We start from the raw sequence: 23864 nt of genomic DNA, 5'->3' as shown, positions 1-23864 counted from the left end.
TCAGCCCACCTCACCCTTCCCGCGCTGGTAGCGCCGCACCCGTCGGTAGCCGAGCAGCCCACCCTCGATGTCCAGCTCCACCTCGTAGAGGCCGAGCAGATCGACGGAGGCGGGAATCCGATGCGCCTCCACCAGCTCCACTCCGACCAGCCAGCCGTCCTCCGTGGCCTCCAGCGACGTGGTCCCGGACGGCTCCCGGCCGGTCAGCTCGACGAGCTGTCGCAGCCCCGCCCGAGCCGCCTCGGCAGCCGACACCGGCTCCACGTACTCCTCATCGGGATAGTCCTCGGCGGCCGGATCACGCCGTCGAGCCCGGACGTCGTCGTCGGTCATCGCGCGCACCTCCCTCGCGTGCCGGGCCACGCCGGGCCGGGCGCGCCCGCGCTCCGGCCCGACCCGCGCCCCCGGTCAGCCGGTCCAGCACCCGCTGCTCGGCCCGGTCGCGTTCCTCCGCGCTGAGTTCACCGGCGGCAGCCGCCGCGTCCAGTTCCTCCAGCTCGCGCCGGACGTTCACCGGGTTCCGCTGCCGCGACTCGGCCTCCCGGGCGACCACCGCGACCACCGCGGTCAGGCCGCGCACCGGCGCGTACGGCAGGGTCAGCAGCGCCCAGAGCAGGTCCACCGGTCAGCCCGCCAGCTGGTGCGCGCTGACGAAGTCGTACGGGGCGAGCGGGCCCAGCAACCGCAGTCGTAGCAGGCCCCCGCGGTGCTGCGCGTACTCCTCCAGGGCGTCGACCAGAGCGGCCTCCTGGTCGGCGTCGACCAGCAGGGCCAGGTGCGCCGCGTCCAGCTCGTGGCTGGGAGGGCGTGGCTGCGCGGACACGACGTACTCGGCCGTGGCGTCGAGCAGCCGCCGGTTCTCCGCCTCGCGGCGCAGCTCCACCGCCTGGCTGATCAGCTCCCCGAGCCGGATCCGTGGCTCACGGCTGGCCGCCTCGGGCCGGCCGCGTACCTGTTCGGCGAGCCCGGCGGCGGTCGGATTCTCGTCGAGCACCCCGCGCAGCAGCGTCCGCTCATCGAAGCGACCGTGCACGACGTACTGCACCCGGCCCTCGTACTCGGCCAGCGCTGCGGCGAACCGGTCGTGGTGCGGCCGGAGCAGATCGATCACCGCGTCCGGCCCGGTGACCACGGTGCCGAACCGCACCGGCAGCACCGGCGCCACCGCCGCCGTCCCGTCCAGCAGTTCCTGGTACGCACGCAGATCCGCCGACCGGCCCAGCGGCGCCTCCAACGGCACCTCACTGACCAGCGCGCCGAGGTCACCGTGCCGGATCACCGCCACCTCGCCCGGTGGATCGCCTACCCCGGCCGCGTCGGGCGTCGCCTCCACGTCGGCGGGCACCACGCCGTAGATGAACAGTCCCGTCTCGTCCGCCATCTCAGCCCCTCCCGAGGTCCCGCACGTTGCCGGCCACGTCCCCGACCGAGCCGGTGACGTCCCGGACGGCGCCGGTAACGCCGCCGACCAGACCGGCAAGGCCTTCGCCCTCGTCCGGAGCGAGGTCCAGCCGGTCGACCGCCTCGGCGAACCGCAGGTACGTCTCGATGCTCGCCACCACCACCCGGGCGTTGATCTCCACCAGTGGGATGCCGACGACGCCGACGGTCACCTGCGCGTCGATCACCACGCCCTTGTCGAGCACGGTCTCCACCACGTCGGCGAGCCCGCCGCCGGAGCCCACACGCTCCAGGGCCCCGCCGGCACCGCCCTCGTCGGATACGAGCGTCACTCGTCCTCCTCCCGGCGGCGGCGCACCACGGGTCGGCGCGGCGGTTCCGGTCCGCGTCGGACCGGCGGCCGGGGCCGCTGCGGCTCCTCGCGCGGCTGAGCGCGGCGGGCCCGCTCGGGAGCGCGACGACGGGGGGCCGGCGGCGGTTCCTCGTCGGGTTCGTCCGCGTACCCCTCGTCGTAGCCGTCCTCGTACGCCTCGTACTCCTCGTCGTACTCCGGCTCGGCGGGCCGGCGGGGTGGCCGCTGGCGCAGCCGCCCGGCGGGCCGTCGGCGCGGCCGCTCCTCCTCCGCGCTCGGCTCCTCCTCGGCGAACTCGTCGGCCTCGGGACCGGTCGGCGCCCCACCGCCCCCGCCCGGGCCGCGCTGGTCCCGTTCGCGCTCCTCGCGAAGGGCCGTCTCGTTGTCCTTGACCACCTGGGAGTCGCGAATCTCGCCCCGCCAGCCCTCGACCTGGTCCGGGTCGAGCGCCACCTCGGTCATCACGTGCCGGACGAAGTGCTTCAGCTCCAGCCGCACCCGCCGGCCCTGGGCGCGCCACAGGTTGCCGGTGTGCTCGAAGAGGCCCTGCGGGTGGTACTCCAGCACCACCAGGATTCGGGTCAGGTCCGGGGTGATCTCGTGGAAGCTGACGGTGCCGTCGACCGAGCCCTTCTCACCCTTGGACCGCCAGTGGATGAGCTTGTCCGGCACCTGCCGGACGATGGTCGACTCCCAGGTCCGGTGCGACCAGAAGACCTGCGCCTTCCAGGTCAGCTTCTCGTCCGAGTCCGTGTCGACGCTCTCGACCTTCTTCATGAAGCTCGGGAAGTCGCCGAACTGCGTCCACTGGTTGTACGCGGCCCGCACCGGCACGCCCACCTCGATCGTCTCGACGATGTTGGTGACCTTCTTCTTGCCGCCCTTGCCGCCGCCCTTTCCGCCCGCGCGGCCGAGAGCCGACATCACCTTCTCCTTACCGCCGGCCATCCCGGCGTGCACCATCGCCTTCATTGGTGAGCCGCCCTCGGCGAGCTTCTGTGCACCGGTGGCGGCGGCGATCAGGCCCGGTCCGCCGCCCTGGCGCGCGTACTCGCTGAGCCGGCCGGTCGCGCCGGTGATCCGCTCGGTCACCACCGTCATCGCCCGCTCGCCGATCGCCTCGGCCAGGTTCCGCACCTCGTCGGCCAACTGGCCGCGGAGCTTCTCACCGATCCCACCCGGGTAGGTGTTCCCCGCCATGGTCACCGCCCCCGCCGCTGCCCGGCCGCCGCGTCGTCCCGGTCGGTCTGGTTCGCCGTGTCGCGGTCGGTGTCGCGGCCCGTGTCGTTGTCGCCGGCGCCGCTCTGGTCTCCGGAGCGGCGGCGCAGCGCGTCGGCCGAGTCGCGCAGCCGACCGGTGAGCGCGTCGACGCCGCTGCCGGCCGCCGCGGTGGCGGCGGCCCGGCCCGCGTTGACCAGTGGCCCGCCGAGTCGGCTCAGGTTGCTCAGTTGGGGGGACGAGTGCAGCACGTTGGTGCCCCGCTTCAGCAGCCCGGCGGGGTCCCGGCTGGCTCGGCCGGCGGCGACCGCGGCGGCCAGGGTGAGTGCGGTACGCAGCTTGCGGCGACGGCCCAGCAGGTAGCCGAAGCCCACCGCCAGCCCGATTCGTGTTCCGGTCTTCATCAGTTCTCCTTCGCTCCCCGGAGGGTGCGGACGCCTGCCCGGTGGGGGCCGGAGAAGGGCTACCGGGGAATAGCGCGAACCATGCCTTCAATCAGGCGTCCGTATCTGCGGACCCGGCGGGCAGTACCCGACGGCATTCCACCGAAACCGTTCTGGCGATTTCCATCCGCGTCGACGAACACCATCCGGAAACGCGGGATTGGACGCCCCAGAACGGACGTCCAGGTGGTAACCACCAGGGAAAACGACAGAGAAGACGAACCTTAAGAATCGCTTCAGAGTGCTGGCGGCGTCGAATCCAGGCAGATTTCGGCGCGCACCTTGCCACCATCCTCGCGCAATGTGGCGCCGCACTTTTTCAGTACGCCGACCGCGCCGATGTTGTCCGCGGTCGTCTCCGCCACCACGGCCCGCATGCCCGCCCGGGCGGCGGCGTTCAGCAACTCGCGCAGGGCGGTCGCGCCGATCCCCTGCCCGCGAGCCGAACGACCGAGCCACATCCCGGTCTCGACCGTGCCGGGCTCGTCACAACGCGTCATCCGAACCATGCCCGCCACCTCACCGCCGACGAGGATCGCGTACATCTGGGAGCGTGTCGGGCCGTCCAGGCCGCCGAAGCTCGCGCGGTGAAAGTCCCGGAAAGCCTCGCGGCGGGCGAGCGACCAGCCGGCGGGAGCGTCGACCGGAGGCATCACATCACCTGGCTCGGCCTCGGCAGCCGCTACGGAGAGCAATGGCTCCAGGTTCTGCTCATCCACCGGCTCCAACCGGACCGCACCCGCCACGTGCCGCAGTCTGCCGCCCTGATCGGCCGAAGTCCACCCCATTGGGCATCCACTGGCGGTCCGGCTACCGGTACCGACCGGTCGGACCGCCCGAGTGTCCACCTCACGCTCTGTTGCCAACCAGTCGAGTCGCGGGGCCCTCAGGTCGCCGCCCCGAACTCGCAGAACACCACCGAGGCATCGTCGGTGGGCTTGTGCCGGCGCAGCCGGTCGGGGTGGTCGCGCTCGGCCTCCCGGACCCGGTCGAGCAACGCGCCCGGGCCGTCGGCGCTCAGCATGTCCAGCAGCCCCGCCCAGTCGGTCAGCCCGAACTGGTCGACAGCGCTGGACGCGCCGTCACTGAGCAGCGCCGCCCGACGCACCGCCGACGGCCCCCGCTGGGGCACCGTCCCGGTCACCGCGTGGAAGGCCGCGTCCGGGTCGGCCGCCGCCACCCAGTAGCCGTGTGTGCGGTTCATCCGTTCCCGCTGGACGCCCACGGCGTGCCGGAAGCGGGTCACCGGGTCCGCGTCGGCCGGCACGGTGGCGACCGTCCGGCGCAGCTCGGCCACCGCCGCCTCCAGCCGGTCGTCGGTCACCACGCTGACCTGGCCGGTGTCCAGCACCAGCGGGCTGTCGCAGAGCACCAGATGGTCCACCTTGTCACCGCAGTCCCGCAGTAGGCAGACCGTGCTGGACGGGGTACCGGGATGATCAAGGTCGCACTGCCCGCCGTGGTCGGCGCGAACGGCGAGAATGGCCGCCGCCAGGTTGCTGGTCAGCCTCGCCGACGGGCGCGCCGCCTCGGCCATGCCGATCCGGGCGGCCAGGTGCCGGACGTACCACTCCGGCCCGTGCACACAGCCGGTGTCGAAGCCCTCCGGCACGGTGGCGCCGTCCAGCACGCCGACCAGCGGGCCGAACCGGAAGACCAGGTCCTCGTTGACCGGCCGGCCCGGGGCTGGCACGGACGCGGAGCGTACCCGCATCATCGGTGCCAGCCCCGACGCCCGGCCGGGTCAGCGGTGCCGGAGATCATCGGCGGCCGCATACGCCTGCCCCTGCATTTGCCCGGCGGCTGAACGGCCCTGGTCGCGTACCGCGGACACCCCCTGCTCGGCGGTGGACCGCACCGACTGCGCCGCCTGCTGCGCGGGCTCCCGCAGGTTGTCCTGCATATGGTGGCCGATCTGGCTCGCCTGCCCGCGCAACTGGTCGGAGTGCTCGCTCACCATGCCCCGGGCGCGACCGGCCAGTTGCCTTTCCCGCCCACTCGACGGGAGCAGCGAGGCGGCCAGCAACCCGACGCCGAAGGCGACCACGCCGGCGGCCAGCGGGTTGCCCTGCGTCTGCTCCCGGGACTGCTGTCCGAGCGACCGGGTCTCGTCGCGTACCGAGCCGGCGACGTGTGACATCCGCTGGCTGGCCTCCTGCCCCATGTGGCTCGAGCTGCCCATCACCCTCTCCTTCGCTCGGGCGAACGCGCCGCGGGCCTGCCCGACGCGGTCACCGGCGATCCGACGCGGGTTGACCCTGTCGGCCAACGCGTCGACGTCACTGCTCAACTCGTTGCGGGTGGTCTCGATCTCCCGCCGGATCCGATCCGGATCACTGGACATGATCTGTCCCCTCCCGACTCGTTCACCGACCGCGCAGTGCGTCCGGCATCTCCCGGGCGGTCTGCTTCGTTCGCGGCAGCACCGCACGAGCCCGCTGCAGCTGGCTCCGGGCGTTGATGAAAAGGCCACCGGCCACGACCGCCCAGATCACCGCGACGATCAGTGCCGCCCAGCCCTGGTCCATCGTGTTGGACAGCCCCCACCACACCGCGTACGACACGAACAGGACGGCCAGGAACCCGGCCAGCCCCGCCCCGCCGAACATGCCGCCGGCCTTGCCGGCCTGGCTCGCCTCCTCGCGGAGCTCGGCCTTGGCCAGCTCGACCTCCTTGCGCATCAGCGTGGAGAGGTCCCGGGTGACGTCACCCAGCAGGTCGCCGACGGAGGCCTGGGTCCGTTCCTTCTCCGGGGCGCTCACGGTGCCACCCCGCCCGGCAGGTCCCGCTCCGGCCGACCGGCCGGCGACACGTTCTGGGCCCGAGCCGTACCGGTGTACGGCTGTTCGGGCTGGTAGGGCGCGTTGAACCCGCGATCGTAGGGCTCCGGGCCACCCCCGTCCGGGTGCCCGTACCCTGCTGCCGGGCCGCCTGACATCCCTGCGCCGCCAGCGCTGGTCAGGCCACGGGCGAGTCGCCCGACCAGCAGTCCGGCCACCGCCGCGCCGGCCAGGAACATCCCCGGGTTGCGTCGGGCGTACGTGCGGACCTCGTCCAGTACGTCCCCCGGCTCCCGTCCGTCGAGCCAGCCGGCCGCCCGTTGCGCGGCGTCCCCCGCCCGGCGAACCGCCTGGCCGGCCAGCCGGGAGTCACCGTCCTGCTCGGCCATCGAGTTGAGCCCCTGGCCCAGGTCGCGCAGACCGTCGACGGCCCGCTGCTGTTGCGATCTGGCCTGCTCACGCAGCTCGCTGGTGGCCTCTCCGGTCAGGTTCCGGGCCTGCTGGCGCGCTTCCGCGGCCACCTGCCCGCCCTGCTCGGCGGCGGTATGGGCCACCTGTCCACCGGCCTGCGCGGCCTGCTGTCCGACCCGGGACGCCTCCTGCCGAGCCTGCTGCGCGGTGCCGGTCGCACCCTGTGGTGGCCGGCTCGGGTTGGTACCCGTCATAGCCCGCTCCCTCCATCGGCCCGGAGCCGCATGGCAGCGCCCGGGACGCTCCCCGCCTACCCGCCGAATCTGGTGCCATGCTTCCACCGGTCTGGACGGACCGGGCACCGGGGACGCCGTTCCCGGTGCCCGGTCAGCAGACGGCCGGGACCCGGACAATCAGGAGTTGAGGCCGGTGTGCGGGCGGTGGCGTCAGCGGCGGCGATCGCGGGCGCGCGATGAGCGGAGCCGGCGGAGCCGGCCGATCAGCACGGGGTCGGCGGCCAGCGCCGCCGGGTTGTCGAGCAGCCCGTTGAGCAGTTGGTAGTACCGGGTCGAGGAGACCCCGAAGGTGTCCCGGACGGCCTGCTCCTTGGCACCGGCGTGCCGCCACCACTGCTGCTCGAAGGCGAGGATGGCCTGTTCCCGCTGGGTCAGCCCCGCCACCGGCCCGGTCGGTTCGGCATCGTCCCCGGCGGCCTGCGCGGGGTCGGCGGTGCTCTCGACGGGCGGCGCCGGTCGGGGTGTCGGAACGGTCGGCCCACCACCGACCGGTGCCTCACCCGGGCGAGCGTCGGTGGACGGCTCGGGGGAGACCGGGGTGGCGTCGGCGGGCATGGCGTTCAGCCTAGCCAGGGTCGGCCCGGGTCGCAGCAGCCGGCGCGGCCGGCCCCGCACGCCGGGAAACCCGACGGCCGGGCCGGCCGCGCCGCGCCGCGTTGGTCAGGAGATGTCCCGCCGGCGCATCGCCCAGAGCGCCGCGCCGAGGATCACCACCAGCCCGACGGAGAGCAGCACGGAGGACTGCTGCCAGGTGATGTCCAGCGTGTCCGGTTTGCACTCACCGTAGTAGGTGGCGTTGCAGGAGTTCCAGTTCTGGAGGGTGACCTTCTTGGTCATCCACGCCAGCGCGTACGTGGGCAGCAGCCATGCCTCGGCGAACCGCACGCTCGCCATCGACAGCAGGATGCCGAGACCGAACTGGCCGACCACCATCACCGCCACCACACCGCCGAGGGCCATCGCGGTGTGCCGACCCAGCGAGGCCAGCGCGAAGCCGATGGTGGTGACCACCAGCACCAGCACCACGCCGCGCAAACCGGTGAGGGCGAACGACTGCCAAGCCCCGGACGTCATCTTCTCGGTGTTGCCCCGGAAGGTGGCGACCGCCCAGAACCCGGCGAACCAGAGCACCGCCGCGGGCAGCGTCACCGCCAGAATGCCGGTGAGCAGCGCGGCCAGCTTGGTGAGCAGGACGGTGAGCCGCTTCGGCCGCCAGAGCAGCAGGTTCATCATCCCGCCGGTGTTCCACTCGGCGCCGATGAAGGACGCGCCAACCACGAACCCGACCAGGGCGAGGATCGCCGCGAACGGGATCAGCGTCTCGTCGAACGTCTGCCGGAAGTTGAACGTCGAGGGCAGGAACCACTCCGCCTGGATCTGGTCCCGCGACGGAGCCGTGATCACGGAGCAGTCGTCGGGGTAGCGGCCGTCATTCGGCTTGTTCGCCGCCTTGGCCTGCTCGCAGCTGACGCGCTCCTGCTCGCTCCAGCGCAGCTGCTCCTGGTACTGCTGGTCGGCCTGGCGCTCGGCCCGGGCCAGCTGGCCGGCGTCGATCTTCTGGTTGGTGAGGAAGACCCCGACCACCACCGCGGCTAGCACGAGCAGGCCGAGCAGCGACATGTAGCGGGTGAAGCGCCGCTTGGCCAGCCGGCGCAGCTCCGTACGATAGAGGCTCACGCGCCCCACCCTCCTCCGGTGGCGTCGGGCTGCCCCGTCCCACCGACCTTCATGGACTCGTCGACCTGCCGGTGCTGGCCGGGTACCGGTGCGGTGGCGGTCAGTTCGAGGAAGACGCTCTCCAGGTCGACGGCGACCGGGGCCAGCTCGCTGACGTAGAGGTCGTGCTCGGCGAGCAGCCGGGTCACCGTGGCCGGCTTGTCGACGCCAGCCAGCATCAGGTGGTCCGGGTGGCCGGTGACCCGCATCCCGGCCCGGGTGAGCGCGTCGGTGGCCGCGGGCAGGTCGCTGACCGCCTCCAGCCGGACCCGGACCGCGCCGGACGAGTGCTGGGCCAGCACCTCGTCGACCGGGCCGAAGGCGACCCGCCGGCCCAGCGAGATGATGGTGACCGAGTCACAGATCAGCTGGATCTCGCCGAGGATGTGGCTGGACAGCACCACGGTCATCCCGGATTCGGCGAGCGTCCGCATCAGCGTGCGCATCTCTCGGATGCCGCCCGGGTCAAGGCCGTTGGCCGGCTCGTCGAGGATGAGCAGCTTCGGGTTCTTCAGCAGCGCGGAGGCGACGGCCAGCCGCTGCTTCATGCCCAGCGAGTACGTCTTGACCCGCTCGCCGGCCCGGTCGCGCAGCCCGACGAGCTCCAGCACCTCGTCGACCCGGGTGGCCGGCACCTCACCCGCCCCGGCCAGCAGGGACAGCGTGTCCCGGGCCGAGAAGTGCGGGAAGAACTGCGGGCTCTCCACGATCGCGCCGACCTGGCCGGCGACGCTGGCCAGCGCACCGGGCACCTCGTGCCCGAGCAGTGCCATCCGGCCGCCATCGGGCCGGATCAGGCCGAGCAGCGTACGCAGTGTGGTGGTCTTCCCGGAGCCGTTGGGGCCCAGGAAGCCGTGCACCTGCCCGGCGTCGACCCGCATGTCGAAGCCGTCGAGCGCGTTGCGGGTGCCGCGTCGACGACTCTTGTACGTCTTACGTAGACCTTCGATCTCCAGGACAGCTGGCAAGCTGCACCTCCCCCGATGGTGGGCGTGACAGCCGACACCATACGCGGTATGCAGACGCGCGCAATACGCGGTATGCATCGACGCGCCGGTAGACGCGTTTCATCGACGGAAAGTGACAGGTCAGGCGCAGACGACCTGCACGCCGGCAGCACGGAAGGCCTCCACGACCTCCGGGGCGGCGCCCGCGTCGGTCACCAGCGTCTCCACCCGGTCGACCGGGCAGATCCGGGCGAAGGCGTGACCCCCCAACTTGGACGAGTCCGCGATGATCACCACCCGCTTGGCGCGGGCCACCATGAGGTTGTTCATCGCCGCCTCCCCCTCGTGGTGGGCGGCGGCGCCGAGCTGCGGGTCGATCGCGTCCACGCCGAGCAGCGCGACATCCAGGGTGACCTCACGCAGCAGCGCCCCGCCCAGCGGGCCGACCAGCTCGAACGACTTCGGGCGCACCACCCCGCCGGCCACCACGACCTTCATCCGGGATCGGACCAGCAGCTCGTTGGCGATGTTCAGCGCGTTGGTGACCACGGTGAGCTGGGCACCCTCGGCGCTGGTGTTCAGGTCTGGCCGGACGGCCAGCGCCCGGGCCACCTCGGTGCTGGTGGTGCCGCCGTTCAGGCCGACCACCGTGCCGGGCGTGACGAGCGCCGCGGCGGCGGCGCCGATCCGCTGCTTCTCCGCCGAGTGCTTGGCCGTCTTGTAGCGCAGCGGCAGGTCGTAGGAGACCCCGTTGGCGACGGCGCCACCCCGGGTCCTGGTGATCATCTGCTGCTGGGCGAGCTGGTCGAAGTCGCGCCGAATGGTGGCCTGGGAGACGTCCAGCCGCTCGGCGGCCGCCTCGACGCTGACCCGGCCGTTGTCGGTCAGCATCTCGAGCAGGGCGTTCCATCTGGCGTACCGGTCCACCGCGGGGGCCCTCCCAGTGACTGCACGAACGGTGATTGATTGCGTGCACACTAGTGCGCGAAACTAGGTGGCGCAAAAGACCGGCCTGCGCGATCGGCCGGTCGGTTGCCACGACCACCCGGGTTCGCGCAGAATGACGCGCGAAATACGGGTGTAACGAGCCGTATTGCGCATCGGCCGGCCCTGCGAGGAGTTCCCATGGCTTACGTGGACGCGGAGATCGCGAGTCAACCCGACTGCTGGCGGGAGGCGGCCGATCTGGCCGGCGTCGTACGCGGTGACCTGCCGCGCCCCGGTGAGCGGGTCGCCGTCGTCGGTTGCGGCACGTCGTGGTTCATGGCGATGGCGTACGCGGCCCGCCGCGAGCAGGCCGGCCAGGGCGAGACCGACGCGTTCCAGGCGTCCGAGTTCCCCACCGGCCGCCACTACGACCGGCTGATCGCCATCACCCGCTCCGGCACCACCACCGAGGTGCTGGACCTGCTCATCGCACTACGCGGGCGGGTGCCCAGCACCGTCATCGTCGGCGATCCGGCGTCCCCGGCGGTCGACCTGGCCACCGCCGCGGTGACCATGCCCTTCGCCGACGAGCGGTCGGTGGTGCAGACCCGCTTCGCGACCACCGCGCTCGCCCTGCTCCGGGCCCACCTCGGCGACCCGGTGACCGCGCTCGCCGCCGACGCCGAGGTGGCGGTGCGCGCCCCACTGCCGATCGACCCGACAACCATCGGGCAGGTCACCTTCCTCGGTCGGGGGTGGACGGTCGGGCTGGCCCAGGAAGCCGCGCTGAAGTGCCGCGAGGCGGCCACCTTCTGGGCCGAGGCGTACCCGGCGATGGACTACCGGCACGGGCCCATCTCGATCGCCGCGCCCGGCCGGCTGGTCTGGGCGTTCGGCGAGCTGCCCGACGGGCTGCCCGAGGATGTCGCCGCCACCGGCGCGGCCTTCGTGCACAGCCGTACCCACGGCTGCCGAACGGTGCTGGGCAGTTGGGCCGCCGGTCGTACCCCGGTCGATCCGATGGCCGACCTGATCCTGGCCCAGCGCTTCGCGGTCGCGCTCGCCACCAGCCGGGGCCTCGACCCGGACGCACCCCGACACCTGACCCGGTCGGTGGTGCTGGCGTGAGCGCGAGGAGTGAGCCGGGGTTGCGAGCCCCGCAGTCGCGAACCGAGATGGCGCCGTGAGCGACGCCGTGCCCGCCGACCCGGTGGTCGTCGCGCTGGACGTCGGCGGCACCGGCATGAAGTGCGCCCTGGTCCGGCCGGACGGCGTCGCGGTACGCACCGAACGGCACCCCACCAACGCCGCACGCGGCCCGGCCGCCGTGGTCGGCACCATCCTGGACGTCGCCGAAGGGCTGGCCGACAAGGCCCGCGCCGACGGGCTCACCCCGGTCGCGCTCGGCATCGCCGTGCCCGGAGTGGTGGACGAGGCGCGCGGTGTCGCGGTCTGGTCGGCGAACGTGGGCTTCCGGGACGTACCGCTGCGGGACCTGGCGGTGGCGCGGCTCGGCCTGCCCACGGCGCTCGGCCACGACGTGCGGGTCGGCGGTCTCGCCGAGGCCCGACTCGGTGCCGGGCGCGGCACCGGGCACGTTCTCTTCGTGGCGATCGGCACCGGCATCGCCGCCGCGCACGTGGTCGACGGCACGGCCGCCGTCGGCGCACACGGCGCCGCCGGGGAGATCGGCCACATCCTGGTCCGTCCCGACGGGCCGCGCTGCGGCTGCGGCCGGCCCGGCTGCCTGGAGGCGGTCGCCTCGGCCGCCGCGATCGGCCGCCGCTATGCCGAGCTGGCCGGCGAGTCGCCCGACGGGCCGGTGACGGCGGCCGAGGTGGCCGAGAGGGCCGCGGCCGGCGAGCCACTGGCCGGCCGGGTCTGGCAGGAGGCGGTCGAGGCGCTCGCCGACGGCCTGGCCTCCGGACAGGCGCTGTTCGACGTGGCGACGATCGTGCTCGGCGGCGGCCTGGCCCAGGCCGGGGACCGACTGCTCGTCCCCCTGCGGGCGGCGCTGCACGAGCGGATGACCTTCCACCGGGAGCCGCGGCTGGTCGCGGCGGCCCTCGGCGACGAGGCCGGCTGCCTCGGCGCCGCCCTGCTCGCCCTGGACGCCGCGCGCGTCCGTGACCATCAGGAGAAGCGATGACCGTACGGGTGAACGGCCGAGTGGTGACCCCGAACGGTGTCATCCGGCAGGGCTGCGTCGAGTGGGCCGGTGACCGGATCACCGCGGTGGCGGAGTATCCGTCGGTCCGCGACGGGCACTGGATCCTGCCCGGCTTCGTCGACATGCACACGCACGGCGGTGGTGGGCACACCTTCACCACCGGGGACGCCGACCAGGCCCGGGCTGCTGCCGGCTTCCACCTGGCGCACGGCACCACCACCCTGCTGGCCAGCCTGGTCAGCGCTCCCTTCCCGCTGATGCGTGCCGCCACCGAGGCGTTCGCCCCGCTGGTCGACGAGGGCGTGCTGGCGGGCATCCACTTCGAGGGGCCCTACCTCTCCGCCGCCCGCTGCGGTGCGCAGAACCCGGAGTACCTGCGCGACCCGTCCACCGACGAGCTGGCCGAGCTGATCGAGCTGGGTGCGGGCGCGATCCGGATGGTCACCCTCGCCCCGGAGCGCGACGGCGCGCTGGAGGCGATCAAGCTGCTCACCGCCCAGCGGGTGGTGGCCGCGGTCGGCCACACCGACGCCACGTACGACCAGACCCGCGCCGCGGTCGCCGCAGGAGCGAGCGTCGGCACCCACCTGTTCAACGGCATGCGGCCGGTGCACCACCGCGAGCCGGGTCCGGTGGTGGCCCTGCTCGACGCGCCCACCGTGGTCTGTGAGCTGGTCGCCGACGGGGTGCACCTGCACGACGGCACGCTGACCTTCGCCACCTCGACCGCAGGCCCGGACCGGGCTGCCCTGATCACCGACGCGATTGCCGCCGCCGGGATGGCCGACGGTGAGTACGAGCTGGGCGGCCAGGCCGTCACGGTGGCCGACGGGGTGGCCCGGCTGGCCCGCGACGGCACGATCGCCGGCAGCACCCTGACCATGGACGCCGCACTGCGGCACGCCGTGGACGCCGGCATCCCGATCGCGGACGCGGCCCGGATGGTGGCCACCACCCCAGCCCGCGCCATCGGCCTGGGTGACCGGGTCGGCGCCCTTCAGGTCGGCCTCCGCGCCGACCTGGTGGTGCTGGACGAGGACCTGAACGTGGTCCGGGTGCTGCGCGGCGGCTCCTGGGTGGAGTGACGCCCGCTGCTCCGCGGGCGTAGGTGCGGCCGGTCGGGGGCGATCCGGGGCGAGGTCGTCAGCGACCGCCACTTAAGGGCGGCCATCGCGGCGTCGTCGCCGGTGCGACGATCACCGCGGTCAGACGATGGTGGGGACCTCGACGCCGAGCACGGCCTGCTCGTCGGGGCGGTGCACCAGCACGTCGACAAGGTACGACTGGACGGCGTGGCGCATCCCGACGTCCCGGCCGGCCCGCTCGGAGAGCAGCCACTTGTGCTCGATGATCTGCGCGAACAACTCCTGCGGCTCCAGCTTGCGCCGCAGGTGCGCGGGCACGGCCCGGACCACCGGCTCGAAGACCTCGGTCACCCACCGGTGCGCCGCCTGCTGCTCGTCGGCGAGGTCGCTCTCCGCCCGGTAGGCGTCCAGGTCGTTGAGCAGCTTGCGGGCCTGGTTCTCCTCGGCGTCCAGGCCGGTCAGCCGCAGCAGCCGCCGGGTGTGGTAGCCGGCGTCGACCACCTTCGGCCGGACCAGGTAGCGTCCGTCGTCGATGGTCGACATGGCCACCTCGGCCACGTCGAAGCCCAGCTCGTTGAGGCGGCGTATCCGACCCTCGATGTCGTGTCGGGCCTCCCGCTCGACCGCCTGCTCGTAGGTGATCTCGTGCCAGAGCCGCTCGTACCGCTGCACGACCTCCTCGCAGACCACCTCCGGGTCGATGGACTCGTGCAGCAGGCCAGCAGCCTGGAGGTCGAGCGCCTCGCCGAAGATGTTCACCCGGGCGATTTCCAGGTCCTCACCGCGCTGGCCGTTGGAGAGCGAGGTGTGCAGCGCACCCGTCTCCGCGTCCACCAGGTACGCGGCGAACGCGCCCGCGTCCCGTCGGAACAGCGTGTTGGACAGCGAGCAGTCGCCCCAGAAGAAGCCGGTGAGGTGCATCCGCACGATCAACGCGGCGAGCGCGTCGAGCAGACGGCTCATCGTCTCCGGTCGCAGCGTGTGCGAGAAGAGTGCCCGGTAGGGCAGGGAGAACTGCAGGTGCCGGGTGATCAGCACCGACTCGAGGGGCTCCCCGTCCTCGGTCTGCCGATCGGCGACGACCGCCACCGCCTCGACCGACGGGAAGTCGATCCGCTCCAGCGCCCGGAGCAGGTCGTACTCCCGCTCAGCGATCCGCTCGCGAGTCTCCTTGAACGCGTACACGTAGTCACCGAGACGGACGAACCGGACGATGTGCCGGGAAATGCCCTGCGGCAGGGCGACCAGGTGCTGGGCAGGCCACTCCTCCAGCGGTGTCGACCACGGAAGGTCGAGCAGCGCCGGGTCCACGAGGGCAGAGGTGATCCGCACGGGCACAAGCATGCCGCCTCGCCCCCCGCATCCGCCTCCCATCGTGGCTGGGCCCACAGCGCCGCACACCCCGGCCTCGCCCGAGGCCGGTAGCGTGGTCCCGTGCTCAAACCCATGGCGGTACGACGTGACCTGCGGCTGCGGCCGGTTCGCCCGGCCGGCTGGTGGTTCGACGCGCTGCTGCTGGTCGGGTTCGGCGCGTTGACCCTGGCCCTCGCCGCAGGGGCGTTGCTCGGGTGGGACCTCGCGGTCCGCGAATGGGCCTACGCCCACCACCCCGCGCCGATCTACTGGACGGCTCGGGTGTTCAACTTCCTCGGGCAGGGTGGCTGGTTGCTGATGCCGCTCTCCGGGGCGCTCGCCCTGGCAGTGGCATGGCGGGCCCGCACAGTCCGGCCGCTGCTGCTGGTGGCGGGGGCGTTCGTGCTCCTGTACCTGACGGTCGGACCGCTCAAGGTCCTGACCGACCGGGCCGCGCCCAGCTCGGATCTGCCGCCGGCCCAGTCCGTCCGGATCTTCAACGACCTGCCGCCCACCGAGTACGACCTCTCCTACCCGTCTGGGCACGTCGCCAACGCGATCGTCTGGTACGGGGTGATCGCCGTACTGCTGACCGCGCTGACGGCCGGGCGACTGCACCCGACCGTGCACCGACTGGTCCGATTCGCCCCGCCGGCGATCCTGCTGGTCACCACCACCTACCTGAACTTCCACTGGCTCACCGACGGAGTGGCGGCGCTGCTGCTGGGGCTGTTCCTGGACCGGCTGCTGCACCGGGTGCCCTGGGACGACGTGCCGCTACCCGGCCGGCTACGCGAATGGGACCGGCCGTTCACCTCGTACCCCTAAGGTTCGGCCGGTGGATCAACTGGCGCGCAGGCTGGGCGTACCCGATGCGGTGGTCATCGGGCTCGGGTCGATGCTCGGCGCCGGCGTCTTCGTGGTCTTCGGCCCGGCCGCGGCGGCGGCCGGCGGCGCCGGGCTGCTGCCCGCGCTGGCGCTCGCCGGTTTCATCGCCTTCTGCAACGCGACCAGCTCGGCGCGGTTGGCGGCCCGCTACCCGGAGTCCGGCGGCACCTACGTCTACGGCCGGGAACGCCTCGGGCCGTTCGCCGGGTTCCTGGCCGGCTGGGGTTTCGTGGTCGGCAAGACGGCGAGCTGCGCGGCGATGGCGCTGACCATCGGCGCGTACCTGTGGCCCGCTCAGGCCCGGCTGGTCGCGGCCGCCGCGGTGCTCGCGGTGACCGCAGTGAACCTACGCGGCATCGGTAAGACGGCCACCGTCACGAAGCTGCTGGTCGCGGTGGTGCTCGCGGTGCTGACCCTGGTCGCGGTCGTCGGCGTCGCCGGCGGTGATGTCGCCCTGGGCCGGCTCGGCGACCCCGGCGGCTCCGGCCGGGGCGTGCTCACCGCCGCCGGGCTGCTGTTCTTCGCCTTCGCCGGGTACGCCCGGATCGCCACCCTCGGCGAGGAGGTACGCGACCCGCAACGGACCATCCCCCGCGCGGTGCCGCTGGCGCTCGGCGCGGTGCTCGCGATCTACCTGGTGCTGGCCGTCGTCACGCTCGGCGTACTCGGCGCCGACTGGCTGGCCGGTTCCGCCGCGCCCCTGGTCGACGTGGTGACCGCCGCCGGACTGCCCGGGCTGACCTGGGTGGTCCGCGCCGGGGCCACGATCGCGGTCACCGGAGTGCTGCTGTCGCTGGTCGCCGGGGTCGGCCGGACCACGCTGGCGATGGCCCGCCGCCGCGACCTGCCCGGCGCGCTGGCCGCCGTGCACCCCGTGCGCCAAGTGCCGCACCGCGCCGAGCTGGCGGTGGCCGCCGTGGTGATCGTGGTCGTACTGCTCGGCGACGTGCGGGACGCGATCGGTTTCTCCAGCTGCACCGTGCTGGTCTACTACGCGATCACCAACGCCGCCGCGCTGACCCTGGGCCGAGACCCGGGCCGGCGGATACCGGTTCAGGTGCTCGCCGGCCTAGGGCTGGTCGGCTGCCTGCTGCTCGCGGTCAACCTGCCGCTGGGCAGCGCGCTGGCCGGCTTCGGCGTGCTCGCCGTCGGCGCCGCGTGGCACCTCGTGCGGCAGCGGAGTCGCTGACCGGTCAGGCACCGGATGGGCCGCGCCGGGGGCCGCGGCGGCGACCTCCCAGTCCGCCGGCCCGGGCGTCGAGCGGGATGCCGCCGGCGGGGTCGACTCTCCGCCGAGAACCGGCCCGGCCGGCCGGGGAACCGCACCGGTACGGGCAGGCGGGGCACACTGCCTGGTCAGCCAGTCCAACCCACGTCGGCGGGCGACCACGGTGAGCCGATCACCCGCGAAGATCACCTGGCGGGGATCGAGGTCCTTCCACCAGATCGTCTTCGCCCCGCCGGCCGGCGTCCGTGCGATCAGTCGGACCTGCCCGTCGCGGTTGACCACGCCGAGCGGCCGACCGTCCAGCTCGGAGCCGGGCGCGACCGGCACCTCGGCGACCGGCAGCGCGTGCCGGTCGACCGGGATGGTGGTGATGACCGCCCGTTCGGTGAGAGCCCCGATGAAGGCCGGGGCCGCCAGGTACGAGACCGAACGGGACACTCCCAGGGCGAACGTCTCCTCCACCCGTTCGGCGAAGTCACCGTCGAAGAGCCGCAGCACCACCCGCAGATCGGTGCGGAGGTCCCGGGCGGCCAACGCCGCCTCCAGGTTGGCCACGTCGTCGGTGGACGCCACCACCAGCGCCTGGCAGTCGGCGACCGACGCGGCGGCGAGGGTCTCCGGCAGCGCGGCGTCCCCCACGATCAACGGCACCTCCAACTGCCGCGCCAGGGTGCCCCCGCGCGGCTCGGGGTCCTTGTCGATCGCCACGACCTCGACGTCGTACTCGCGGAGCTGCGCCATCACCCGGGTGCCGACGTTGCCGAGGCCGATCACCACCACGTGCCCGGCCCGGGCCGGTTGCAGCTTGCCGGTGTGCAGGGCCAGCCGCGCGTTGACGATGCCGTCCACCACCACCGCGGTGATCAACGGGATCAGCGCCAACCCCGCGAGGTTGAGCACCACCTGCATGATCTGCGCGTCGGCCGCCTTGTCGGTGTCCGGATCCGCACCGCTGAGCGTGGTTACCAGCGTCAGGTACAGCGCCTCCACCGGGGAGACGTCCTCCGCCCGGGAGATCAACGCGCCGAGCACCGCGATCACCGCGAGCACCAGCATCACCGCGATGCCGATCTTGCGGGTGGCGAAGCCGCGTACGGCCCGCAGCAGCACCGCCATCGGCCGTCGTCGACGGCGGGCCCGGACCAGCCGGCGCGCGGCCACCTCGGTGGCCGGTGGCTGGCCGGTCGCCTCGGCGAGCACCAGGTCGGCGCCGGCCTGCTCGGCCGGCAGCAGTTCCACGCCCTGCGCCTCGCTGAAGTCCGCCAACGCGCAGACCACGTCCTGCGGTCGGACGTCGGCCCGCCGCGCCACCCGCAGCGTCTTGTCCCGGTGCTGGAAGGAGTTCGGGTCGACCTCGCCCAGCGCGGCGGCCACGAACGCCGGCGCGGCCATCTCGGCGTCGGAGAGCACCTCGACCGGCGCCTTGAGCAGCTTGCGCACGCCGTCGGCGAGGGTGCCGTTGAACATCCGCAGCACCTGACGGACCCGCTGGTCGACGGCCTGTGCGCAGAGCGCGGCGTGCAGGTTGCCCACGTCGTCCTGGTGCAGCAGGGCCAGACCGGTCGCCCCGGCCAGACCGGCGGCCTCGAAGGTGGCCACGTCCAACCGCTCCGACCGGACCACCCGCACGCCGCGCAGCCCGGCCACGTCCGGCCCGTTGCTGCGGTAGCGCTCCGGCACCACCACGGTCACCCGGGCCCCGCCGGCCGGCAACTCGGATTCGAGCATCGCCCGGGCCACGTAGTAGGCCAGCGCGTCCCGCCCACAGATCACGTAGTGCGGTCGCGGATCGCCGGCGGCTCGCAGCCGCCAGTTCCACTCGACCGCCCGTCGCGCCCGGTCCCGCCACGGCTCCGCCATGCCCGGATCGTAGCCAGCACGGCCGCGGTGGGGGACCCCGTCCGGATCATCCCGACCAGGCATGCCGGCCCGGGCGGCGGGTAGAGCAGCGGCATGCAGACCTTCCTCCCGTACCCGGACTTCCTGGCCAGCGCCCGCACGCTGGACCAGAAGCGGCTGGGCAAGCAGCGGGTGGAGGCCATCCAGGTGCTGCGCGGGCTGACCCGACCCGGGTACGGCTGGCGGAACCACCCGGCGGTGAAGATGTGGGCCGGGTACGAGGAGGCGCTCACCCGCTACGGGCTGGACATGTGCGCGGTCTGGTCCGAGCCGGGCAGGGCCGACACCTGCGCCACCACGCTGACCGTCGACCTCACCGCCGCCTGCGGCGCCGGCGTCGTGCGTACCCAGGACGAACTGGCCCGGGCCGGTGAGCTGCCACCCTGGCTGGGTCGCGACGACCTGCACCTGAGCCACCGTTCGTCGCTGCTGCGCAAGGACCCCACGCACTATCGTCCGATCTTCGGCGACGACGTCCCGGAGGACCTGGAGTACGTCTGGCCCGCCTCCGACCGCACCCGTCGCTGCCTGCCGTAGAAGAGGGCAGACTGGGGCGGGGAGGCGGTCATGGCGCTGTCGCAAGTGGTGGGTCGGCTCATCGGCGTACGCCAGCATCAGTTTGACCCCGGAGGCGGTGGCGCCGACCGCGTGCCTGGACCGGTCGCGGCGGTGGTGGTCGGTGGCGGCATCGCCGGCATGTCGGCGGCCGTGGTGCTGGCCGAGCGCGGTGTGGAGGTGACGGTGCTGGAGGCGGCGCCCACCCTCGGCGGACGGCTGGGCGCCTGGCCGGAGGCGCTCGCCGACGGCAGCCAGCAGAACGAGCACGGCTTCCACGCGTTCTTCCGGCAGTACTACAACTGGCGGTCCATCCTTCGCCGGGTCGACCCCGACCTGGGCTTTCTGAAACCGATCCCGGGCTATCCGATCCTGAGTGCCCGGTGGCCGACCGAGGAGTTCGGCAAGCTGCCGCCCGCACCGCCGGCGAACCTGCTCGCGCTGCTGCTGCGCAGCCCCAGCCTGCGCCTGGCCGACCTGCGGCTGATGGACCGGGATGCCGCGCTGCCGCTGCTCAGCTACGACCCGGTACGCACCTACGCTGAGCTGGACGCCGCCACCGCCGATCAACTGCTGGCCTCGCTGCGGCTGCCGGACCGCGCCCGGGCGATGCTGTTCGAGGTCTTCTCACACTCGTTCTTCAACCACGAGGCGGAGATGTCCGCCGCCGAGATGGTCGCCCAGTTCCACTTCTACCTGCTCGGCAACCCGGAGGGGCTGGCCTTCGACTGCCCGGACGAGGACTACGCCACCGCGATCTGGCAGCCGCTGACCCGGCACGTGGAGAAGCACGGCGGCCGGGTGCTCACCCGGTCCGCGGCGACCGGGGTGCACCGCGACGCCGACGGTTGGCGGGTGACGACCGCCGACGGCGGCAGCCACCGGGCGCGCCACGTCGTGCTCGCCCTCGACCCGCCGGCGCTGGCCACGCTGGTCACGGCCTCCCCCGACCTGGCCGGGCAGGCACCGGAGCTGGTGGCGCGGATGCCCGCGTTCGGCACGCCCGGCCCGCCGTACGCAGTGGCCCGGTACTGGTGCGACGGGGACGTGGCCGCCGGTCGGGCGGTGTTCAGCGGGGTGTCCCGGCAGCCCACGTTGGACTCGGTGACGCTCTACCACCGGTTGGAGAACGAGTCGCGGCGCTGGGCGCGGCGGACCGGCGGTTCGGTCATCGAGCTGCACGCGTACGCCTGCGAGCCGGACGTGCCGGCCGAGGAGTTGGCCGAGCGGATGCGCCGTGAGCTGGTGGCGCTCTGGCCGGAGGCCGCCGGCCTGCGGGTCCGCGAGCTGCGCGCCCGGGTGGAGGCGCAGGCACCGGCGTTCACCCCCGGCAGCCACGCCTGGCGACCGGGGGTACGCACCGACGCGACCGGCCTCTACCTGGCTGGAGACGGGATCGCCACGGACTTCCCGAGCGCGCTGATGGAACGCTCCGCGGCGACCGGGATCATCGCCGCGAACCACATCCTGCGGGCGGAGGGCGGCGCGGCCGAGCCGGTGTGGTCGGTACGACCCCGGGGCCTGTTGGCCGGGCGGTGATCAGCGGCCGTCGGGGCCGGGGGGCCGCGTCGGGGGTACGCCTTTGACGTGGCACCCGTACGCCCCCGGTCAGCCGCACGCTCCTTGACCTTCGGCTTCGGGCGGCCGTTGGCGCAGTGCACACGGACCTCACTGCGGTGCTCGTCGGAGGTCAGCTCGACCTCGACCCGCTTCGCCGGACCCGGGTCGTACGCCTCTGCCCGGTAGCCGGGCGCGGGCGCCACCGCGAGCACCTCGGCCGACGCCCCGAGGCAGCGGACGGTGACCGTCCCGCCCCGGGAGTCCACCGGCACCCCAGGTCGGGGAGCGGGCGTGGGTGCGGCGGTGGTCGGAGTCGGGCCGGCGGGCGGGGCGGTTGGGCTCGGGATACGCGTGCCGCCCGGATCGGTCGGAGGGCTGGTCCGGGCGCTGGGCGCGGCGGCGCTGGCCGGCGGGGCGGCGGGTGGGGCTGCGGGTGGGCGGGGATCGGCCGGGTCGGGTGACTCGGCGGTCCTCGGCATCGCCACGGTGGTGGCGCCGCCCGGCCCGATGCCGGTCCGCGGCGCGTCCGCCCCCTGTCGCCGCGTGCCAGGGTCGCCGAGTGACCCGCCCATCGCCACCGCGGCGACCACCGCGCCGCCGACCGCCAGCACTGCCCGCCGCCACCGCCAGGACCGGTGCCGCGCGGCACCGGTCGTCCCGGCTGCCGCACTGCCAGCCGGCTCGGCCGGCCTGCTGAACGAGGTGTCCGCCACCTCGGGAGGTCGCGCGTCCGAATTCGGCCGGCCCGCGACGGCAACGGCCGTCCCCCCGATGGCGGTCGGTTCGCCGCTCGCCTCCGGGGCGGCGGCCGGTCCGCGCCGGACGGCGGTCCGCTCGCCGGCGGCGAGCAGGATGCGGGCCGCCTCGGTGGCCGGCGGCCGGTCGGCGGGATCACGGGCCAGACACCAGCGGTACAGCCGGCGGATCTCGGCCGGCACTCCGACGATCTCGGGCAGCGGGTCGGGCTCGACATGCGCCGGCACGCGGAGCGTCCCGGCCCACGTACCGGGCGGCCGGCCGGTCAGCACGCGGTGCACGAGCAGGCCGAGGGCGTACACGTCGCAGGCCGGCAGAACCTCGCCGCCCTCCAACCGTTCCGGGGCGAGGTAGGCCGGCGTGCCCAGCAGCCGCCCCTCGAAGTCGAATTCCGGATCGCCGACGGCCGCCGCGATACCGAAGTCGAGCACCTTCGCGCCGGTGGGGGTGAGCATCACGTTGCCCGGCTTGATGTCGCGGTGCACCAGTTCCTGGGCGTGCGCGGCAGCGAGCGCGGTCGCCACCTCCGCGCAGACCCGGAGGCCGGCGCGGGGTGGCAGCGGCCCGGCGTCCAACCGCTGTTCGAGGGTGTGGCCGCCGAGCAGCTCCATCACCACGAACGGGACGTGGGCGCCGTCGAGCCTCGACTCGCCGTAGTCGTAGACGCTGGTGACGTGCGGGTGCGACAGCCTGGCGGCCGCCTTGGCCTCGGCCCGGATCCGCTGCCGGGCGTTGGCGTCCGAGGCGACGAGCACCTTCACCGCCACGTCCCGTTCGAGCACCTCGTCGTACGCCCGGTGCACCGCGGACATGCCGCCACTGCCGAGGCGCTCCAGGAGCCGGTAGCGGCCCGCAAGCAACTGATCACGCTGCACGACGGACAGCCTGCCGTACCGCCCCGGCGGGGCGCCAGCCGGGATCGAGATCGTCGAATGGCGGGAGCCGGCCAGCCTGCACCGCTTCGTGGCGGAGCCGGACCTTACGGCGACCGGCACGGCTGCGACGGGTCAGTCCCCGTCCGGCGGACGCCAGGCGAAGCGGGGCGTCCGGCGCTCGGCTACCGCTGCCACCCCCTCCCGGGCCTCACCGCTGGTCGCCACCTTCCGGTGCCACCAGGCGATCCGCGCCGGCCCGGCCCGGTCGTCCACGATCTCCTTCGCGGCGGCGACGCTCAACGCCGACCGCTGGGCGATCGCCGCGGTGAGGTCGTCCACCCGCGCGGCGAGCCGGTCAGCCGGCAGCACCTCGTCGGCCAGGCCGACCCGCAGAGCGCGCTCGGCGTCGATCAGCTCGGCGGTGAACAGCAGGTGCTTCGCGGCGGACGGGCCGACCAGCCGGGTCAGCCGGCGGGTGGTCGGCGCCGGATAGACCAGTCCCAGCCGGGCCGGCGGTACGCCGAACCGGGCGTCGTCGGCGGCGATCCGCAGGTCGCAGGCGACCGCGAGTTGGCAGCCACCTCCGACGCAGGCGCCCCGGATCGCCGCCACGGTGGGCTTCGCGAAGCGGGCCAGCCGCTCCTCGGCGGCTACCGCGATGCTGGCGTCACCGGCGTCCAGCAGCTCGGCGAGGTCACCGAGGTCGGCGCCGGCGCAGAAGGCGTCGCCCGCGCCGGTGAGCACCAGCGCCCGTACGCCGGGGTCCGGTTCCAGCCGGTCCAGCAGTTCGGGGAGCTGTCGCCACATGGCCGCGGTCATCGCGTTGCGGCGGGCCGGGTTGTGGATCACCACGGTCGCGACCGGTCCGGTCACCTCGACGGTCAACTCCGCGTCCGACACGTCCGCCCCTTCCCGCGCCACCGTCCGACGCCGCCGATACAGCACTCCGGTGACGTGCGCCGTGCGGCGACCATAACGGCGCGGACCCGGCGACCACCGTTGAG

The 23864-nt window shown here is 73.5% G+C and carries 24 protein-coding genes and 2 pseudogenes; 7 read left to right on the top strand and 19 right to left on the bottom strand.

Annotation, left to right across the window (positions count from 1 at the left end; genetic code table 11):
* The 15 genes and pseudogenes from ABZU69_RS07315 to ABZU69_RS07245 form a co-directional block, all read right to left on the bottom strand.
* The gene (locus tag ABZU69_RS07315; RefSeq protein ID WP_354963524.1) at positions 1-333 is read right to left on the bottom strand and encodes a gas vesicle protein; all 333 of its coding nucleotides are present in this window, start codon (positions 331-333) and stop codon (positions 1-3) included.
* Positions 299-622, bottom strand: a complete 324-nt coding sequence (locus ABZU69_RS07310; protein WP_354963523.1) for a gas vesicle protein GvpG — start codon at positions 620-622, stop codon at positions 299-301. The genes ABZU69_RS07315 and ABZU69_RS07310 overlap by 35 nt, the downstream gene beginning before the upstream one ends.
* Before the next feature lie 3 nt (positions 623-625).
* Complete coding sequence (locus ABZU69_RS07305; protein ID WP_354963522.1) at positions 626-1381, bottom strand: GvpL/GvpF family gas vesicle protein; 756 nt, start codon at positions 1379-1381, stop codon at positions 626-628.
* 136 nt (positions 1382-1517) lie between these two features.
* Positions 1518-1733 (bottom strand): annotated as a pseudogene (gene gvpJ / locus ABZU69_RS07300) (gas vesicle protein GvpJ); the annotation flags it as partial.
* Positions 1730-2953 carry an SRPBCC family protein gene (locus ABZU69_RS07295; protein WP_354963521.1) on the bottom strand — a complete coding sequence of 408 codons (1224 nt, stop codon included), beginning with the start codon at positions 2951-2953 and terminating at the stop codon, positions 1730-1732. The gene ABZU69_RS07295 and the pseudogene gvpJ, both read right to left, overlap by 4 nt.
* Before the next feature lie 2 nt (positions 2954-2955).
* The gene (locus ABZU69_RS07290; RefSeq protein ID WP_354963520.1) at positions 2956-3375 is read right to left on the bottom strand and encodes a hypothetical protein; all 420 of its coding nucleotides are present in this window, start codon (positions 3373-3375) and stop codon (positions 2956-2958) included.
* Positions 3376-3650: 275 nt separating this feature from the next.
* On the bottom strand, positions 3651-4160 hold the full coding sequence (locus ABZU69_RS07285) for a GNAT family N-acetyltransferase (protein WP_354963519.1): 510 nt from the start codon (positions 4158-4160) through the stop codon (positions 3651-3653).
* A 140-nt stretch (positions 4161-4300) separates the two neighbouring features.
* Positions 4301-5107 (bottom strand): hypothetical protein, encoded by an 807-nt coding sequence (locus ABZU69_RS07280; RefSeq protein WP_354963518.1) that lies wholly within the window; start codon positions 5105-5107, stop codon positions 4301-4303.
* Positions 5108-5158: 51 nt separating this feature from the next.
* A complete protein-coding gene (locus tag ABZU69_RS07275; protein WP_354963517.1) occupies positions 5159-5758 on the bottom strand; it encodes a DUF3618 domain-containing protein in 600 nt (199 codons plus the stop codon).
* A 22-nt stretch (positions 5759-5780) separates the two neighbouring features.
* A complete protein-coding gene (locus ABZU69_RS07270; RefSeq protein WP_354963516.1) occupies positions 5781-6176 on the bottom strand; it encodes a phage holin family protein in 396 nt (131 codons plus the stop codon).
* Positions 6173-6859, bottom strand: coding sequence for a hypothetical protein (locus tag ABZU69_RS07265; RefSeq protein ID WP_354963515.1), 687 nt, complete (start codon positions 6857-6859; stop codon positions 6173-6175). Before ABZU69_RS07265 ends, ABZU69_RS07270 begins: the two co-directional genes overlap by 4 nt.
* 192 nt (positions 6860-7051) lie before the next feature.
* A complete protein-coding gene (locus ABZU69_RS07260; protein ID WP_354963514.1) occupies positions 7052-7456 on the bottom strand; it encodes a DUF3263 domain-containing protein in 405 nt (134 codons plus the stop codon).
* A gap of 105 nt (positions 7457-7561) precedes the next feature.
* Positions 7562-8578: an ABC transporter permease subunit gene (locus ABZU69_RS07255; RefSeq protein ID WP_354963513.1), complete on the bottom strand. Its 1017-nt coding sequence runs from the start codon at positions 8576-8578 to the stop codon at positions 7562-7564.
* Positions 8575-9585, bottom strand: coding sequence for an ATP-binding cassette domain-containing protein (locus tag ABZU69_RS07250; protein WP_354963512.1), 1011 nt, complete (start codon positions 9583-9585; stop codon positions 8575-8577). The genes ABZU69_RS07255 and ABZU69_RS07250 overlap by 4 nt, the downstream gene beginning before the upstream one ends.
* A 120-nt stretch (positions 9586-9705) precedes the next feature.
* Positions 9706-10491 carry a DeoR/GlpR family DNA-binding transcription regulator gene (locus ABZU69_RS07245; RefSeq protein ID WP_354963511.1) on the bottom strand — a complete coding sequence of 262 codons (786 nt, stop codon included), beginning with the start codon at positions 10489-10491 and terminating at the stop codon, positions 9706-9708.
* A gap of 198 nt (positions 10492-10689) precedes the next feature.
* On the opposite strand from ABZU69_RS07245, the gene ABZU69_RS07240 reads away from it, so the two are divergent.
* The 3 genes from ABZU69_RS07240 to nagA are packed head-to-tail and all read left to right on the top strand — an operon-like array spanning position 10690 to position 13746.
* Positions 10690-11619 carry a sugar isomerase gene (locus ABZU69_RS07240; RefSeq protein ID WP_354963510.1) on the top strand — a complete coding sequence of 310 codons (930 nt, stop codon included), beginning with the start codon at positions 10690-10692 and terminating at the stop codon, positions 11617-11619.
* 55 nt (positions 11620-11674) lie between these two features.
* Positions 11675-12640 carry an ROK family protein gene (locus tag ABZU69_RS07235; RefSeq protein WP_354963509.1) on the top strand — a complete coding sequence of 322 codons (966 nt, stop codon included), beginning with the start codon at positions 11675-11677 and terminating at the stop codon, positions 12638-12640.
* Complete coding sequence (gene nagA / locus ABZU69_RS07230; RefSeq protein ID WP_354963508.1) at positions 12637-13746, top strand: N-acetylglucosamine-6-phosphate deacetylase; 1110 nt, start codon at positions 12637-12639, stop codon at positions 13744-13746. Before ABZU69_RS07235 ends, nagA begins: the two co-directional genes overlap by 4 nt.
* Before the next feature lie 120 nt (positions 13747-13866).
* Here the strand turns inward: nagA and ABZU69_RS07225 are convergent, their stop codons facing one another.
* Complete coding sequence (locus tag ABZU69_RS07225; protein ID WP_354963507.1) at positions 13867-15090, bottom strand: DUF4032 domain-containing protein; 1224 nt, start codon at positions 15088-15090, stop codon at positions 13867-13869.
* A gap of 120 nt (positions 15091-15210) precedes the next feature.
* Here ABZU69_RS07225 and ABZU69_RS07220 point away from each other — a divergent pair, with 120 nt between their 5' ends.
* Both ABZU69_RS07220 and ABZU69_RS07215 read left to right on the top strand, forming a co-directional pair.
* Entirely contained in the window at positions 15211-15927 is a 717-nt protein-coding gene (locus ABZU69_RS07220) for a phosphatase PAP2 family protein (protein WP_354963665.1), read from the top strand.
* Between the two features lie 10 nt (positions 15928-15937).
* The gene (locus ABZU69_RS07215; RefSeq protein WP_354963506.1) at positions 15938-17176 is read left to right on the top strand and encodes an APC family permease; all 1239 of its coding nucleotides are present in this window, start codon (positions 15938-15940) and stop codon (positions 17174-17176) included.
* Here the strand turns inward: ABZU69_RS07215 and ABZU69_RS07210 are convergent.
* Positions 17057-19075 (bottom strand): NAD-binding protein, encoded by a 2019-nt coding sequence (locus tag ABZU69_RS07210; RefSeq protein WP_354963505.1) that lies wholly within the window; start codon positions 19073-19075, stop codon positions 17057-17059. The genes ABZU69_RS07215 and ABZU69_RS07210 overlap by 120 nt on opposite strands.
* Positions 19076-19168: 93 nt before the next feature.
* Between ABZU69_RS07210 and ABZU69_RS07205 the strand changes: the two genes are divergently transcribed.
* Both ABZU69_RS07205 and ABZU69_RS07200 read left to right on the top strand, forming a co-directional pair.
* The gene (locus ABZU69_RS07205) at positions 19169-19651 is read left to right on the top strand and encodes an MSMEG_6728 family protein (protein ID WP_354963504.1); all 483 of its coding nucleotides are present in this window, start codon (positions 19169-19171) and stop codon (positions 19649-19651) included.
* A gap of 30 nt (positions 19652-19681) precedes the next feature.
* Positions 19682-21208, top strand: coding sequence for an FAD-dependent oxidoreductase (locus ABZU69_RS07200; RefSeq protein ID WP_354963503.1), 1527 nt, complete (start codon positions 19682-19684; stop codon positions 21206-21208).
* Positions 21209-22101: 893 nt separating this feature from the next.
* Here ABZU69_RS07200 and ABZU69_RS07195 read toward each other — a convergent pair.
* Both ABZU69_RS07195 and ABZU69_RS07190 read right to left on the bottom strand, forming a co-directional pair.
* A pseudogene (locus ABZU69_RS07195) lies at positions 22102-22860 on the bottom strand (serine/threonine-protein kinase); the annotation flags it as partial.
* Between the two features lie 132 nt (positions 22861-22992).
* Positions 22993-23760, bottom strand: coding sequence for an enoyl-CoA hydratase/isomerase family protein (locus ABZU69_RS07190; protein WP_354963502.1), 768 nt, complete (start codon positions 23758-23760; stop codon positions 22993-22995).
* Positions 23761-23864 lie beyond the last annotated feature (104 nt).

It is taken from the genome of Micromonospora sp. NPDC005206 (assembly GCF_040608175.1).
GTDB lineage: Bacteria > Actinomycetota > Actinomycetes > Mycobacteriales > Micromonosporaceae > Micromonospora.
Note: the sequence above shows the minus strand (reverse complement) of the source record. Positions and strands in the feature narration are given on the sequence as shown.